Source organism: Hoeflea sp. AS60, assembly GCF_038900115.1.
Taxonomy (GTDB): Bacteria; Pseudomonadota; Alphaproteobacteria; order Rhizobiales; family Rhizobiaceae; genus Hoeflea.
In genome coordinates, this window is the sequence record NZ_JBBMQP010000001.1 from 208,119 (window position 1) to 223,014 (window position 14,896).

General features: G+C 58.1%; 16 protein-coding genes. 11 read left to right on the forward strand and 5 right to left on the reverse strand.

Annotation, left to right across the window (positions count from 1 at the left end):
* Positions 1–28: 28 nt before the first annotated feature.
* From WNZ14_RS00890 to WNZ14_RS00905, 4 genes are read right to left on the reverse strand one after another with little or no spacing between them, the layout of a single operon-like run.
* The gene (locus WNZ14_RS00890; RefSeq protein WP_342866737.1) at positions 29–775 is read right to left on the reverse strand and encodes an ABC transporter ATP-binding protein; all 747 of its coding nucleotides are present in this window, start codon (positions 773–775) and stop codon (positions 29–31) included.
* Positions 765–1,562 carry an ABC transporter ATP-binding protein gene (locus WNZ14_RS00895; RefSeq protein ID WP_342866738.1) on the reverse strand — a complete coding sequence of 266 codons (798 nt, stop codon included), beginning with the start codon at positions 1,560–1,562 and terminating at the stop codon, positions 765–767. The genes WNZ14_RS00890 and WNZ14_RS00895 overlap by 11 nt, the downstream gene beginning before the upstream one ends.
* Complete coding sequence (locus WNZ14_RS00900; RefSeq protein ID WP_342866739.1) at positions 1,559–2,479, reverse strand: branched-chain amino acid ABC transporter permease; 921 nt, start codon at positions 2,477–2,479, stop codon at positions 1,559–1,561. The genes WNZ14_RS00895 and WNZ14_RS00900 overlap by 4 nt, the downstream gene beginning before the upstream one ends.
* A gap of 2 nt (positions 2,480–2,481) precedes the next feature.
* Positions 2,482–3,399: a branched-chain amino acid ABC transporter permease gene (locus tag WNZ14_RS00905; RefSeq protein WP_342866740.1), complete on the reverse strand. Its 918-nt coding sequence runs from the start codon at positions 3,397–3,399 to the stop codon at positions 2,482–2,484.
* A 391-nt stretch (positions 3,400–3,790) separates the two neighbouring features.
* Here WNZ14_RS00905 and WNZ14_RS00910 point away from each other — a divergent pair, with 391 nt between their 5' ends.
* The 7 genes from WNZ14_RS00910 to WNZ14_RS00940 are packed head-to-tail and all read left to right on the forward strand — an operon-like array spanning position 3,791 to position 10,697.
* Positions 3,791–4,996, forward strand: coding sequence for an NAD(P)/FAD-dependent oxidoreductase (locus tag WNZ14_RS00910; protein ID WP_342866741.1), 1,206 nt, complete (start codon positions 3,791–3,793; stop codon positions 4,994–4,996).
* Between the two features lie 44 nt (positions 4,997–5,040).
* Complete coding sequence (locus WNZ14_RS00915) at positions 5,041–5,787, forward strand: Asp/Glu racemase (RefSeq protein ID WP_342866742.1); 747 nt, start codon at positions 5,041–5,043, stop codon at positions 5,785–5,787.
* Positions 5,788–5,809: 22 nt separating this feature from the next.
* Positions 5,810–6,718 (forward strand): hypothetical protein, encoded by a 909-nt coding sequence (locus WNZ14_RS00920; RefSeq protein WP_342866743.1) that lies wholly within the window; start codon positions 5,810–5,812, stop codon positions 6,716–6,718.
* Positions 6,719–6,720: 2 nt separating this feature from the next.
* Complete coding sequence (locus WNZ14_RS00925; protein WP_342866744.1) at positions 6,721–7,440, forward strand: GntR family transcriptional regulator; 720 nt, start codon at positions 6,721–6,723, stop codon at positions 7,438–7,440.
* Between the two features lie 18 nt (positions 7,441–7,458).
* Positions 7,459–8,967: an aldehyde dehydrogenase gene (locus WNZ14_RS00930; protein WP_342866745.1), complete on the forward strand. Its 1,509-nt coding sequence runs from the start codon at positions 7,459–7,461 to the stop codon at positions 8,965–8,967.
* Positions 8,968–8,972: 5 nt separating this feature from the next.
* Positions 8,973–9,809, forward strand: a complete 837-nt coding sequence (locus tag WNZ14_RS00935) for an SDR family oxidoreductase (RefSeq protein ID WP_342866746.1) — start codon at positions 8,973–8,975, stop codon at positions 9,807–9,809.
* Between the two features lie 12 nt (positions 9,810–9,821).
* The gene (locus tag WNZ14_RS00940; RefSeq protein WP_342866747.1) at positions 9,822–10,697 is read left to right on the forward strand and encodes an MBL fold metallo-hydrolase; all 876 of its coding nucleotides are present in this window, start codon (positions 9,822–9,824) and stop codon (positions 10,695–10,697) included.
* Between the two features lie 20 nt (positions 10,698–10,717).
* Here the strand turns inward: WNZ14_RS00940 and WNZ14_RS00945 are convergent, their stop codons facing one another.
* Positions 10,718–11,482: a GntR family transcriptional regulator gene (locus WNZ14_RS00945; protein ID WP_342866748.1), complete on the reverse strand. Its 765-nt coding sequence runs from the start codon at positions 11,480–11,482 to the stop codon at positions 10,718–10,720.
* Between the two features lie 181 nt (positions 11,483–11,663).
* Between WNZ14_RS00945 and WNZ14_RS00950 the strand changes: the two genes are divergently transcribed.
* Genes WNZ14_RS00950 through WNZ14_RS00965 form a run of 4 tightly spaced genes read left to right on the forward strand, consistent with a single transcriptional unit; the run spans position 11,664 to position 14,711 of the window.
* Positions 11,664–12,410 carry an aspartate/glutamate racemase family protein gene (locus WNZ14_RS00950; RefSeq protein WP_342866749.1) on the forward strand — a complete coding sequence of 249 codons (747 nt, stop codon included), beginning with the start codon at positions 11,664–11,666 and terminating at the stop codon, positions 12,408–12,410.
* A 45-nt stretch (positions 12,411–12,455) separates the two neighbouring features.
* Positions 12,456–13,316, forward strand: coding sequence for an isocitrate lyase/PEP mutase family protein (locus WNZ14_RS00955; protein ID WP_342866750.1), 861 nt, complete (start codon positions 12,456–12,458; stop codon positions 13,314–13,316).
* 11 nt (positions 13,317–13,327) lie between these two features.
* Positions 13,328–13,972 (forward strand): isochorismatase family protein, encoded by a 645-nt coding sequence (locus WNZ14_RS00960; RefSeq protein ID WP_342866751.1) that lies wholly within the window; start codon positions 13,328–13,330, stop codon positions 13,970–13,972.
* The gene (locus WNZ14_RS00965; protein ID WP_342866752.1) at positions 13,965–14,711 is read left to right on the forward strand and encodes an SDR family oxidoreductase; all 747 of its coding nucleotides are present in this window, start codon (positions 13,965–13,967) and stop codon (positions 14,709–14,711) included. The genes WNZ14_RS00960 and WNZ14_RS00965 overlap by 8 nt, the downstream gene beginning before the upstream one ends.
* Positions 14,712–14,896: the final 185 nt, after the last annotated feature.

The window sequence follows — 14,896 nt, forward strand, 5'->3', positions numbered from 1 at the left end:
TCCGTTGTTGTTTTGGTTTCGTCCGGCGTCACGCGTCTGTGCCCGTGAAAAGGGTCGCCGAATTTTCATGTCCGCCGCCGAGATACGCCTCGGTAAGAGCGGCATTCTTGGACAGAGCCTCCGCACTGTCTTCGATAACAACCTTGCCGAGCTCGAGGACATAGCCTCGCGCGGCAACGTCCAGTGCCATGGTGGTATTCTGTTCAACGAGCAGAATGCTGATGCCGCTTTTGTTGAGTTCCACGATCAGATCAAACAGGCGCGACACGAAAAGCGGTGACAATCCAAGCGACGGTTCATCAAGCATGATCAACCGCGGGCGGCCGACCAGCGCTCGACCGATTGCAAGCATCTGTTGCTCGCCGCCTGAGAGGACACTCGCCTTCATGTCGCGACGTTCGGCCAGATTGGGAAAGCGGTCGTAAACGGCATCCAGATCGCGCGACACGTCGCGGTCCGAGCGCAGATACACTCCCATCTGAAGGTTCTCATGCACCGTCATGGATACGAAAATCTGGCGGCCTTCCGGCACCAGCATCATACCGGCACTAACGCGCGATGCGGGGCTGGAACCTGAAAGTTCCTTTCCGTCGTAGGTGATCGTTCCGGAAGCCGGACGAACCGCACCCTGCAACGCTCGTAACAACGATGTCTTGCCGGCGCCATTTGCGCCCAGCACGGTGACTATTTCGCCTTCGCCAACGCTCAGATCAACAGCCTTGACCGCGTGCGTACGGCCATACCGGACATCAAGCCCTTTGACATCAAGCAACATCGGTCGCCTCCTTCGCTGAATCAGCCTTTCCGGCATGACGCATGCCGAGATAGGCTTCGAGCACGGCTGGGTCTTTTTGAACGTCCGCGGTGGGGCCGTCGTAAATCTTCTCACCGAAATTCAGCACGACGGCATGATCGCAAAGGCTGCGGACCAGGCTCATGTCGTGCTCGACGACTATCAGCGTGACCCCGCTCGCAGCGATCTTCATGAGGAAGTCCTTGAGATTGGCAGTCTCGGTGTTGTTGAGTCCGGCTGCCGGCTCATCGAGCATCAGGATCTTCGGCTTCGCAACGAGTGCGCGCACGACCTCGATCTTCTTGCGGATGCCGTATGGCAAGGTGGCCACAACTTCGCCCGGAAACGTGCCGAGCCCCATCTGATCGAGCAGGTCTTCCGCTTCCTGGCGCCATTTGGATTTACCCAGAAAGGACAATGGCGACAACATGTCCTTGAGGCTTCCGGCCCGGGACTGCTGGCCGAGCATAACATTCTCAAGCACCGACAGATGCGGCATCAGGCGTATGTTCTGGAAGGACCGTGCGATACCAAGACCAATTCGCTCACGCGATGGTGTGGCCGAAATTTCCCGGCCTTCCAGCCGGATTTCACCTTCGGAAGGCTCATACACACCCGAGATCAAGTTGAAGATGGTTGTCTTTCCGGCACCGTTCGGACCGATCAATGCCATACGAGCGCCAGCGGGCACATCGAAACTGACATCGCTGATAACTGCGAGACCACCGAAGTTTTTTGAAACATTGGTGAGTGACATCAAAGCGGTCATGCCAGCGCCCCCTTGCCTTTGCTTGATCGACGGAAGCTCAGACGCTCGATCATTGTCCGCGTAATCAGGCCTTCCGGCCGGAATACCATCATGGCAATTGTCAGGGCGCCAAGGATGACAAAACGCCAGGAGTCGTCTGGCGCATCAATGGCGCCTTCAACACCGGCCAGACCATAGAGCGCACTTTTCAGCGCAGGCAGGATTGTCCTGAGAGCTTCGGGAAGCAGCGTGAAGAATGTGGCGCCGGCAAGAGGACCCCATGCCGTCTGTGTTCCACCGAGCAGCACGTAAAGCAGCACATAGATCGAAACGAGCGCATTGAAGCTCTGGATTTCGACATAGTTGAACGAATGTGCATAAAGTCCGCCTGCCAGGCCGGCGAGAGCGCCGCCAATGGCGAATGCGGCCACCTGAACATAGCGGACATTGACGCCCATCAGGTCAGTCACGACCTCATCGTCATGGGCCGCACGCATCGTCAGACCAAAACGTGTCGACATGATATAGAAAACGAACACCGTGACGACAGCAGCAGCTGCCACTGCAACATGCCAGTCAATAAATGCCGGAACCGACAAACCCATCGCACCGCCGAAGGTGTCGGAATTCAGGATAAGCCCTCCGATAACCTCTGCAAAGGCAAACGTCGCCAGAACAAGATAGACCCCGCGGGTCCGCAACAGCGGAAACGCGATCAGAAACCCGGTTATTCCGGCGATCGCCATGCCGACACCGATTGTGATCGGAACCGGCAGTCCGAATGACGCGGACATGAACGCGGCGCCATAGGCACCGATTGCCTGGAACCCGGCACCACCGAGGTTGAGTTGTCCTGTCGCTACAGGAAGAAAGATCCCGTAGGCAAAAATGATGTTGATCGCGAGGATCGTGAGAATACCTGCCCAATAACCGCTCATCTTCAGAGCTTCCCCTTGCCGATGGAGTTGTGGCCAAACAGGCCTTGCGGGCGAACAAACAGGGTCAGCAACAAAAGCCCCCATACAGCAACCTGTACCGTGTCCGCACCAAAGAAGTGGATCGTCATCATCTCGATCAGTCCGACGATGAGGCCTCCGAGTACAGCACCCCAGATCGAACCGAGCCCACCGACGACCATGCCGGCGATTGCCTTGGTGCCAATATCCTCGCCCATCTGCGGCGAGACCTCGCCATAGTTGACAGCAAACAATGCGCCGGCCAGGCCGCACAACAGGCCTGTGAGCATGAAGACGATCGGCACTACACGCCGCGTGTCGACGCCCAGAATGTTTGCCGCATCCGGATTTTCGGCGATGGCGCGCAGGCCGCGACCGATCCGGCTCTGCTTCAACAGCCACGTCAGTCCGACAACAATGAGGATGACAAGGAAAAGGCTTACCAGTTGCGGAATGCGGATGAAAATGCCGCCCAAATTCATTGTGAGGTCAGCGCTCGGCCCCGGAAACCGCTGTGCATCGGTGCCGTAACCGATGCGGACCAGGTTTTCGAGAACAAGCAGGAAACCGAGCGACGAGACCAGTGGAATGGCGTGCTCCGTTGAATCGCCATACTTGGTCTTGAGGTATCGGAAGGTGAACCGCTCGACGATCAGCGACGCCACGATCGAGGCAAGAATGCCAAACAACAAAGCCAGCGGCCAAGGCAATGGTCCCGACAGTTCGAACGGAAGGCCCCAGTAGGCAAGTGCCCAGCCTATCATTCCCGCCAGCATGAATAGGGTAGGAATGGTGAAATTCAGAAAATTGAGCACGCCGATCGTCAACGTGAAAGCCACGGCAACCGTGACGTAGACGCTGCCGAGCATAACCCCATTCAGCAATTGCTGTATCAACAACATGAGCTTCTCTCTCGTTTTTGTATACAAACAGGACCAAAGCGATCAGACAAAACGGCTGCCCGAATGGCGCATCAATCGATCGCCTGTCGCCCAAATCCCACCGGACTCAGATGATGAGAAAAGCTGGATCAGACCAATATTCATTGGTTTTCAACGCGTGTATTCCCTCATTATACGCCTTTTTGGCGCATTTTCTTATTGCCGTCGCGCTTTCTGCGCGTTTCGTCATTCTTGAACATAACGACAGGATGGCACTTGAAGACCGGCCTGACGCATTTCCCAGATAATCACGACATTTTGAATTTTCTGCTTTAAATGTCGTGACATGTTGTACACAATGATTTAGCCCTTGAGCCTTGTCAAGCGGAACATTGATGGAGAGAAATTCACAATGACGGCGAAAAAAGATCGCGTATTGATCGTTGGAGCAGGCCCCGTAGGCCTCGTCTCGGCATGCTGCCTGTCACAGGCCGGTATTCCGGTTACAATTGTAGAGACAAGTCGCGAACTACCGAGTGATCTCCGCGCATCCACCTTCCATCCACCCACCCTCGACATGCTGGATCGCTTCGATGTCAGCAAGAAGCTCGTGGAACGAGGCCTGGTGTGCCCTCAATGGCAGTTCCGTGACCGGACCGAGGGGGTTATCGCAACCTTCGACCTTGGCTTGCTCGCAGGAGAAACAAACCATCCGTACCGTCTGCAATGCGAGCAGTGGAAGCTGTCTGAAGAGCTGCGCAGTGTAATCGAGGCGGATAGCCAGATCGATCTGATTTACGGCGCCCGAGCGACAGATGTGCGCCAGGATGAAGCCGGCGTTACGCTGACCGTTGAACACACCGATGGTACCAGTGAGGATCTTTCAGGATCTTACCTGATTGCCTGCGATGGTGCCCACAGCGTGGTCCGGAAGACACTTGGAATTTCTTTCGATGGCCTCACCATCCCCGAGATATTCCTGTCGATGTCAACGACCTTCGACTTCGTTGAGGCAATCCCGGATCTGGCGCCCATCGCCTACCTGACAGATCCGAGCGAATGGGCGGTCCTGCTGCGCACACCCTCACTCTGGCGCGTTCTTCTGCCAACAGATCCAAACCAGACTGAGGAGCAGATCAAGGATCCCGAGACAATGGAACGCCGACTGCAGGCACTTTGCCCCAAGTCAGGCCCCTACGAACTTGTGCACTCCACTGCCTACCGCGTGCACCAGCGTGTCGCCGCTGCCTACGTGGCTGGACGGGTGTTCCTGGCCGGGGATTCGGCCCATCTAAACAATCCGCTCGGCGGAATGGGCATGAATGGCGGCATCCATGACGCAGTCAACCTGTGTGACAAGCTCGTCGATGTCTGGAACGGCAAAGCGCCACTTGACGTCACCGAACGCTACAACCGTCAGCGACGCAAGGTGGCAATCGAGACTGTGCAGGAACAATCTCTTCGCAACAGGAAGATGATGGCGGAAAACGACCCCGCTGCCCGCGCCGCCTACCACGATGAGCTGCGCCGTATCGCCGACGATCCGGCGGCCCACAAGGATTACCTGATGCGCTCCTCGATGATCCAGTCGCTTCGTGATCTCGAGAACGTTGCCTGACGCAAACCGGGCACGTCACACTATAATGAAAAGGACACTTTGAAATGGTCGACAGTCTCGGTTACCGGCGCAAGTTCGGCGTCATCGCACCTTCTACCAACACATCAGTTCAGCCAGAGTTCGACTCGATGCGACCGGTCGGAGTGACCAATCATTTCTCGCGCATCACCATCCCGGATGATCCGGTTAGGAACGACGAGGATTTTCTCGCGCTGATTGACAATATTCGCGGCACGATCATGGACTCCATCGATTCCCTGATGACCTGCAGCCCCGACCATCTGGTGATGGGGATGTCGGCGGAAACCTTCTGGGACGGCCTTGACGGGTCGGTGGAGTTGCAGAAGCGTGTCGAGGCACGGGCCGGCGTCAAGGTGACGATGGGATCGGATGCCTGCCAGGCAGCGCTTTCGAAATACGGCAGCATCAAGCGTATCGGCGTCGTCACGCCATACATGCCTGTGGGCGACCAGCAGGTGATCAAGTTCTTCACCGATTGCGGCTACGAAGTGGTTCATCTCAAGGGCCTCAAATGCCCGAGCCCGATGCAGATTGCTCATGTCAGCGAGCAGGAACTGCGCGACAGCATCAACGAGGTCAACGACGATAGCGTCGAGGCGATCGTCCAGGTCGGCACCAACCTCGCGATGGCTCGCCTTGCAGGCATCGCCGAATTCTGGCTCGACAAACCGGTCATCGCCATCAACACAGCGACCTACTGGTACGCGCTGCGCGAGAACGGCATCGAGGACAAGGTTCAGGGCTGGGGCTCGCTCCTGTCGCATCACTGAGACCACTTGCGGGAACAACGACATGAATTACGATTTCATTCCGATCAGCGAACGCAAGCCTCTCAAATGGCCCAACGGCAAACGACTGGCGATCATTCTCACCACCAATTTCGAATATTGGGATCCGGTGCGCGATACGCCAAAGCCATACTATCCGGGTGGCCCGAGCATTGTTGGCGGCGACCTGCCAGGCAACGTCTATGACAATGCCAACTACACCTGGCGTGAATATGGCCAGCGCGTTGGCGTCTGGCGCATGTTCGACATCTTTGATGCGGAAGGCGTGCCCTCCAGTTGCACAATAAACGCCAAGATGGCGCTGGAACGGCCGCAGGTCGTCCAGGCCGCGCTTGACCGCAAATGGGAAATCGTCGCCCACAATTATGTGCAAAGCGAGTTGCTCACCGACAACATGTTCGACGAAGACGCCGAACGCGAAGTGATCCGCGCCACGCTCAAGGTCTACGAGGAGTTTTGCGGCTACAAGGCAAAGGGCTGGCTTTCCAGTTCTCTGCGTTCGACGCTCAACACCATCGACATCCTGGCGGAAGAAGGTCTGTTCTTCACCTGCGACCTGCTCAATGACGACCAGCCCTACATGGTCAAGACCCGCAGCGGCAAGCCGATGGTCTCGATCTCCTACACCTCGGAAGTCAACGACTTCAGCTTCCTGCGCCAGGGTCTCGGGGCCGAAGGCGGTCTGCAGATGTTCAAGGAGCAGTTCGACTGGCTCTATGCCGAGAGCGCAACGACCGGCAAGTTCATGAATGTCGGACTGCATCCGCACGTCATCGGTCAGCCCTACCGGATTCGCGCATTGCGCGATTTTATCCGCTACGCCAAGCAATTTGACGATGTATGGTTTGCCACGCGCGAAGAAATTGCCGCCTGGTACATGCAAAACCATGCGAGCCATATTGAGGTAGACTGACAATGACGGACTTTGCGGGCGATGACATCCTGAACAAGACCGACGCAGGCTTAAGCCACAGCGACGACATTGAGGCACAGCGTCCCGCTGAGAAAGCCTATCAGGGTATTCGTCATGCGATTCTGAACGGACAGCTGAAGCCGGGCGATCATCTGCCAGAAGAAATGCTGGCGTCCATGACGGGCACCAGCCGAACGCCGGTTCGGGATGCGTTACGACGCCTTGTCAATGAAGGTCTGGCGACAGCCAACAACCGCCATCGTTTCGTGACGCATTTCTCTCCAGATGAGGTCTCGATCATCTTCGACATCCGCGCGCAACATGAGAGTTACGCCGCGTCCATTGCCGCGCAGAAGATCACCCCTGCGGAACTCGCCAAGCTGCAGCAACTGATCGACGCCATGGCCGAACTTGAGACGGATCCAAGCGACAGCGTCGAACGCTTCCTGGCGCTCAACACCGAGTTCCACGCCGTTATTGTCGACGCGGCACGCTCAACCCAGCTGAAACGCCTGACTGCACCAGCAGCCGCACTGCCGCTGATTTTGGTCAAGCAATTTGTCATGGATCAGCGTGTCGATGTCGTGCGCTCCAACCGGCAGCACCGCGATATTCTCGCGGCACTCACCGCACGTAACAGCGAATGGGCGGCAGCAACACTGTCCGGCCATATCCTCTCCACCAAACCCAAGCTGCGCGACGCCGCTCGCACACCAAAATGATTTTCTGAGGATTTCTGCATGTCCGACCTTCGTGAACAGCTCAACCGGACCCCACTGCGATTGAGCGGCTACGTTGCCGATCGCTTCACCGCCTCTTCGGGATCAGAAGAGATTGGCGTGTTCGACCCGACAACCGAAAAGCAGGTCGCAACGCTGTTTGAATCCTCCGCCGACGAGGTGGATGCGGCTGTCTCGGCCGCCCGCATGGCGTTCGACAAGGGTCCATGGGGCCGCGCCACTGTCGCCGAGCGTCAGCTGGCGTTGAACGCCATACATGACGCCATCCTTTCCCATGCCGACGAACTGGCCCTGTTGGAGACCATCAACACAGGGATCCCCCTCGCCCAGACGCGCACTGTTCACATTCCCCGTGCCGCATACAATTTCCGTTTCTTCGCCGAGTACATCAATCAGGCCGGAGGCGACGTGTTTACTCAGGAACCAGGCCTGATGAGCCTGGTGACCTATGAGCCAATCGGCGTCTGCGCGTTGATTGGCCCCTGGAACATGCCGCTCGGATTGACCGCAATGAAGATCGCCGGAGCGCTGGCCTTCGGCAACACCTGTGTCGTCAAGCCATCGGAACTGACACCGCTCACCGTCACCCGCCTGTTCGAGATCATAGAGGGTATCCTGCCCGAAGGTGTGATGAACCTGGTCAACGGTCGCGGCCATGTGACAGGCACCTCGCTCGTCTCTCACCCCGGCATTGACATGGTATCCTTCACCGGCGGAACGGTTACCGGTGCGGCGATCCTCGGGTCACTCGCCAAGGGGATCAAAGGGTCCGCAATGGAACTGGGCGGGAAGTCCGCTAACATCGTCTTCGCCGATTCCGATTTCGAGCAGGCAGTCGATGCCGCCCTGATGAGCTCATTCATGAACAACGGCCAGATGTGTCTGGCCGGCAGCCGGATTTTCGTCGACCGCAAGATTTCCGATCGTTTCATCGACAGCTTCACGCGCAGGGTGAAGGCGCTGAAGATCGGGGATCCTGCCTTGAGCGGCACAGAGATCGGCCCCATGATCAACCACTCCCAAAGGGAGCGCATGGAACGCTATGCGGGAAGCGGACTTGGCGAAGGCGCCACTCTGCTCGCTGGGGGCCATCGCTGCGCCAATCTCAACACCGGCTTCTTCTTCGAGCCTACCGCCATGTTGGCACCGACCAACGAACTGGCCATCTGTCAGGAAGAAATCTTCGGACCCTTCGCCGCTCTTCAGCTGTTTGATGACGAGGACGAAGTGATTGCCAAGGCCAATGATAGCGATTTCGGTCTCGTCGGCTATGTCTGGACCGAAGATCTCAACCGCTCGATGCGCGTGGCATCGGCGCTCCGCACAGGAACAGTTCTGGTCAACACCCCTATCGTGCGGGATCTGAGAACCGGCTTTGGCGGCTACAAGCAATCCGGTCTCGGCCGCGAAGGCGCCAAGGGATCACAGGCTATGTTCACCGAAATGAAGACCACGATCATCGCCCGCGAGCCACGCAAGATGCCACGCATGGGCATGGCCGGAGCATGATCGATATGTCCGATACCTATTCATCGCTTGCCGGTCGGACTGTCATGGTGACCGGAGGCTCACGTGGGCTTGGGCGGGAAATGGTTCTTGCGCTCGCAGCAGCCGGCGCGTCAGTCGCTGTCGTGGGCTCGCGCCCCGGCCCGGCGCTTGACGAGACTGTCGAAGAAGCCAACCGTCTCAATCCCGGCAAGGCAATCGCGATTGCCGCCGACGTTGCCGACTACGGTCAATGCGAGGCAGCCGTTGCGAAAGCGAATGAAGCCTTTGGGCACATTGATGTGCTGGTCAACAATGCCGGCCTCGGGATGCGGCGCGTCAGCGAAACCTTCAACACCGAGCCCACGCGCTTCTGGGAAACTGACCCGTTGGCCTGGAAGGACATCATCGATACCAATGTGAATGGCGCTTTCAACATGGCCCGTGCCCTGGTGCCCGGAATGGTGGCGAGGGGCTTTGGCAAGGTGATCAACATCTCCACCAGCGACCAGACGATGGTCCGACGAGGCTATTCGCCTTACGGTCCGAGCAAGGCGGCACTTGAGGCCATGTCCCGCGTCTGGGCGCAGGATCTCGAAGGCACCGGCGTCGATCTCAACGTCTACCTGCCGGGTGGCGCCGCCGACACCGATCTGTTGCCGCCGAGCGCCGACAAGAAAGGCGCCGATGGCAATCTGCTGCCGGCCGCCATCATGCGACGCGCAATTCTGTGGCTTGCGGACGACCAGTCCAACGGCATGACCGGCGGACGCTATATTGCCCGGCTTTGGGACGAGACCTTGCCATTCTCAGAAGCCGCCGCCGTCAGCCGTGTGCCGTCCGTCGCCAAGCCTGCGATCATGTGAGCGGATCCTGTCATGCTAAGCTTTGGCGCCGCCACAATCGACACTATCACGGATCTGGATCCCTTCGCTCTGCCGATCGATCTGCTGTTTCCCGGTCGAACTGTGGAAACACTGGAGCCAAACCGTGCGGCGCTTGCACCGCATCATGTGGATTTCGATGCCGGACAGATCGTGCTTGGCGTGCACAGTCATCTGATCCGGATTGGCGGCCGAAACGTTCTGATCGATACCTGTGTCGGTGAGCACAAGCCACGACCACGCCGTCCGGACTGGGACCAGCGCGCCTCGACCGGCTATCTGGAACGGTTGACCCGTGTCGGGCTGCGCCCCGAAGACATCGATATCGTGATGTGCACCCATCTGCATACCGATCATGTCGGCTGGAACACGCAGCTGGTCGATGGTCGCTGGGTGCCCACCTTTGCCAATGCCCGCTATCTGATCGGCCGCACTGAATTTGCCCATTGGCAAGCCGAGGAACAGGCATCGCCCGGCGTTCACAATCACGGCTGCTTCAATGACAGCGTCATGCCGATCATCGAGGCTGGCCTTGCCGAGTTTGTGGACGACGGTTTTGACATAGCTGCCGGCCTGTCGCTTGTCGCATTGCCGGGACATACACCAGGGCAGCTCGGACTTTGCCTGTGCCACGGATCACGACAAATGATCTTCTGTGCCGACGCCGTTCACAGCCCGGTCCAGGTCTTTCATCCCGACTGGGCGAGCCGTTTCTGCAGCGACCCGGCCATGGCAATCGTCACCCGGCAAGAGCTGTTCGAACGAATGGCGGGAACCGGTGACCTGCTGATCCCGGCGCATCTTCGCCATTTCTCCGCCATGCGCATTGAAGGTTCAAACGCGAGCTTTGTGCCGAGCTTCGTGCCATGAACAGCCAAGCCGCCCCGTCTTCAGTCTGCCGCTTGCTCGTGGCTGCGATGAATTCGCATCACATAGGTCATCTGGTCGGCCGGATGCCAGTTGAAGGACGCAATCAGAACGCCGCCTTCGGTCACATATCGGCGCAGCAGTTGCATCGACCAAGATCCCGGTTTCAAACCAAGCTGGCGGCTGAACTCCACCGGCATCGGCAGTGCGCGAATTTCCTGCACCACCTCTTCGATCGTCCCTTCTGCATGCCGCTCCAGAAGTTCGAAAAATGGCCCCTGATGCCCCGGAAACTGTTCGACCACATGTTCGAAGCGCTTCGGCACGTAGCTCTGGATATAGCAGATCGGCTTTCCGCCGGGTTCGGTCCAGCGCACGCCGTTGATGAGAATCCACTCCTCGCCGGCAAGTCCGCCAACAAGTTCGGCAAGCTCCTGATCAATCACGATGGTCTTGACGTCCATCACCACGTAGTAGGTCTCGATCGCCACCTGAAACAGTTCGTCGAGCGAGCTGAACGACTGGAAATAGGGCGATCGCGTGGTGTCCGAAATAACCCGCGTGCCAACCCCCTGCCGCCGTTCTACATAGCCGCGCTCGCGCAGATAGCGCAGTGCCTCGCGGATGGTCGTGCGACTGCTGCCAAATTCCGCAGACAACTCCTGCTCCGAAGGCATGAGGCTGCCAATCGGATACACCCCGTCGATAAGACGCTGCTCCAGGTTCTTCTGGATCTGCGCATAGCGGGGCAAGCTGTCGTTCAACAGGGTATCCTCTTCTGCGGCCATAGGGGTCTTCCGGTTTTCTCTCATAGGCTGAGCATACGCCCAGCGCGTTCAGATACAGTAATTTCGATCAGTAAGACACCGGGCCTTTCGCATGATTATGGGGATGACAGGGTGAATACATCACCTTGTCTGGACATTTGCTCTCAAAATTTTCTATTGGTACCAACAAGAGGATCCATCCATGCTTGAGCGGCACAAGTCGGCCTACAGTTCCAGAGCCAAGCTCGGCCTCATCACGCCGCCAACCAATACCGTCAACGAGGCGGAGTGGTCTCGGATGATGCCGCCGGGCGTGACTTTCCATACCCATCGTATGCCGCTGCATCCAGACACCACGAGCGAAGAAGGCAAGGCCGGACTGATGCGCGATCTCGAATCCGTCTTCGGCATGCTCAAGCCTGCACGCGTCGATGCCATCGCCTATGCCTGCACCGCAGGTTCGATGATCAATCCGGTCGAGTCGCTGCCCGAACACCTGACCAGCAGCATGGGGGTCAAGGCTGTTACGACTTCCGCCGCGATCATCCATTCCTTGAAGACCCTTGGTGCCGTCCGCCTTTCAGTTGCCACGCCTTACCACGACAAGCTAAACCACCACGAGACCGAATTTCTGCAGGAAAATGGCTTCACCGTGGAAAATCTCATCGGCCTTGGCATCGGCGCCAGCGGCCCGGCGGATTATGTCCGCATCGCCGAAACCCCGCTAGAAGAGGTCGCTAAACATGTCAGGGCGGCCTTTGTACCGGGAAGCGACGCCATTCTGATCACCTGCACCGACTTTCCCACCCTGCCGCTAATCGCGGAACTGGAGTCTGAATTCGGCGTGCCAGTTGTGACCTCAAACCAGGCGACCTTCTGGGCCATGCTCAGGGCCGTCGGGATCGAAGACCGTTTCGAAGGATTCGGCAGGCTTCTCGCTGACTTCTGACCACTCGAAAACACAAAAGACCACTTGAACAAGGAAGGAAAACCCATGGCAGACCCCCGTCTGAAACAGGCCATCGAGGCCAAGGAATTCATTCTCGCCCCCGGCGTCTTCGATCTCATTTCAGCGCTGATCGCCGACCGTTCCGGCTTCAAGGCACTTTACGTGACCGGCTACGGCACAGTTGCGTCCTACCTCGGACTGCCTGATGCGGGGATTGCCACCTATCGCGACATGATCGAGCGCATCGGCCAGATCGTGAAAATGACCAAGACCCCGGTTATTGCAGACGCCGATACCGGTTATGGTGGTCTTCTCAATGTCCAGCATACTGTGCGCGGCTACGAGGACGCTGGTGTCACAGCGATCCAGATCGAGGACCAAGAGTTTCCGAAGAAGTGCGGCCACACACCCAATCGCCGCGTCATCCCGCTCGAAGACATGGTGCGCAAGATCCGCGTCGCCAGTGACGCCCGGTCAAGCAGCGACTTCCTGATCATCGCCCGTACAGATTCGCGCACATCGCTGGGTCTTGATGAAGCTATCCGCCGCGGAGAAGCCTATCGTGAAGCCGGCGCTGATGTGGTTTTCGTCGAGTCCCCGGAATCCGAAGCGGAAATGCAGACTGTATCCGATCGCATTGACGCACCGCTGTTTGCCAACATGGTCAATGGCGGCCGCACGCCGCTACTCTCCGCCGACAGGCTGAAAGAACTCGGCTATGCCATCGCCATCCATCCGGCTTTGGGCTTCCTCAGCGTTGGCGCCGCACTCGACAAGGCCTACAAGGATCTTGCCGCCAACGGCATCACATCACCCGACATCGACCTTTATTCCTTTGCCGAATTCAACAAGCTGCTTGGTTTCGAGGATGTCTGGGAATTCGAGAAGCGCTACGCCGAAATCTGAGGGAGACAATCATGACCCAGAATCTCGATGACAACTACAAGATCGCCTATGATAACAAGGCAGGCTTCGGCAAATCACCTGCCTTGGTGATGGTCGATTTTGCTCACGGCTATTTCGACCCGGACTGTGTACTTTACGCTGGCGTAGACGATGCGCTGGCGTCGGCATTGCGCGTCCGCGAGATCGCCCATGAAATGGGAATACCGGTCATTCTGACCGAAGTGACCTATCAGAGGGGCGGCCTCAACGGAGGCCGCTTCTTCGAGAAAGCCAAGCCACTCTCCTGCTTCGTCAAGGGCGAGAAGACCGCCGAGTTTGCACAAGGCCTTGTGCCCCGCGATGACGAAATTATCGTCACAAAGCAGTATCCGTCCGCGTTCTTCGGCACATCCCTGGCCTCCACCTTGACAGCCATGGGGATCGACAATGTCGTCCTGACCGGGCTTACCACGAGCGGATGCGTGCGGGCATCCTGCGTGGATTCAATGTCGCACGGTTTCATCACCAGCGTTGTGGCCGACGCATGTGGCGACCGCCATCCTGCGCCGCACGAAGCCAACCTCTTCGACATGAATGCAAAATATGCAGACGTGGTTTCCGAGGCGGAAATCATCGCCTTCTTCCGCTCGCTCAAGACGGGCAAGCCCGATGCGTGACCCTCAGAAGGCACGCCGCGTCGCCATCCTTGGCGGCGCCGGCGGCATCGGCCGGGCGCTGGTCTCACAGCTCACGGCTCAGGGCGACGAAGTCGTCGTGCTGGATCTTGCTACGTCGCTTGAGCGGCATGCCCTCAACGCCAAGGGCATCGCCATCGATGTCTGCAATGAGCAATCCGTAGCCTCCTCCTTCGTAGAGCTCGCTCAGCATTGGGACGCGATCGACGGCTTCGTCAATCTGGCCGGCTACAACAGCGTGTTGCAGCCAATCGGTGACATGTCCGCCGCCTATTTCGACGAGATCACCGGTGGCAATCTCCGCGGCGCGTTTCTCGCGGCAAAGGCGGTCCTGCCGCTGATGGCTAATGGCGGCTCGGTGGTGATGATCTCATCGGGTCTGGCTTCAAATGTCCGGCCAGGCTACGGCGCCTATTCGGTCTCAAAGGCTGGCGTCATTGCCATGACCAAGGTTTTCGCGCTCGAAAATGCACCGCGGGTTCGTTTCAACGCCGTGGCTCCGGGACTGGTCGACACCGCCTTTCTGCGCGGCGGCACAGGTCGTTCGGCGGAAGATCAGGACGCCATCGTCAACCTTGAAGCCTATCGTGCGGCGACGCCGATGCAACGGTTGGCGCTGCCGGAAGACGTCACCGGGCCGATCGAATTCCTGCTGTCACCGGCAAGCGGATTCATGACCGGCCAGGTTCTTTGGGTCAACGGCGGCGGTTACATGCCGTAAAGCGGAAAAGCCTGCATTGAGCCTTGCCAATTGAGCGCACTCTGGCAAGGCGAACCGGCAATCATTTGACCGGAAAGCCTCGCGTCGCGTGCCTTCCAAGCGGCCTCGCAAAAGACGCAGTTCTCGGCCCTGCGTTTGTCCGATCATCAGGCAATGATCATCTCCACAATCTCACCTGACTGAAT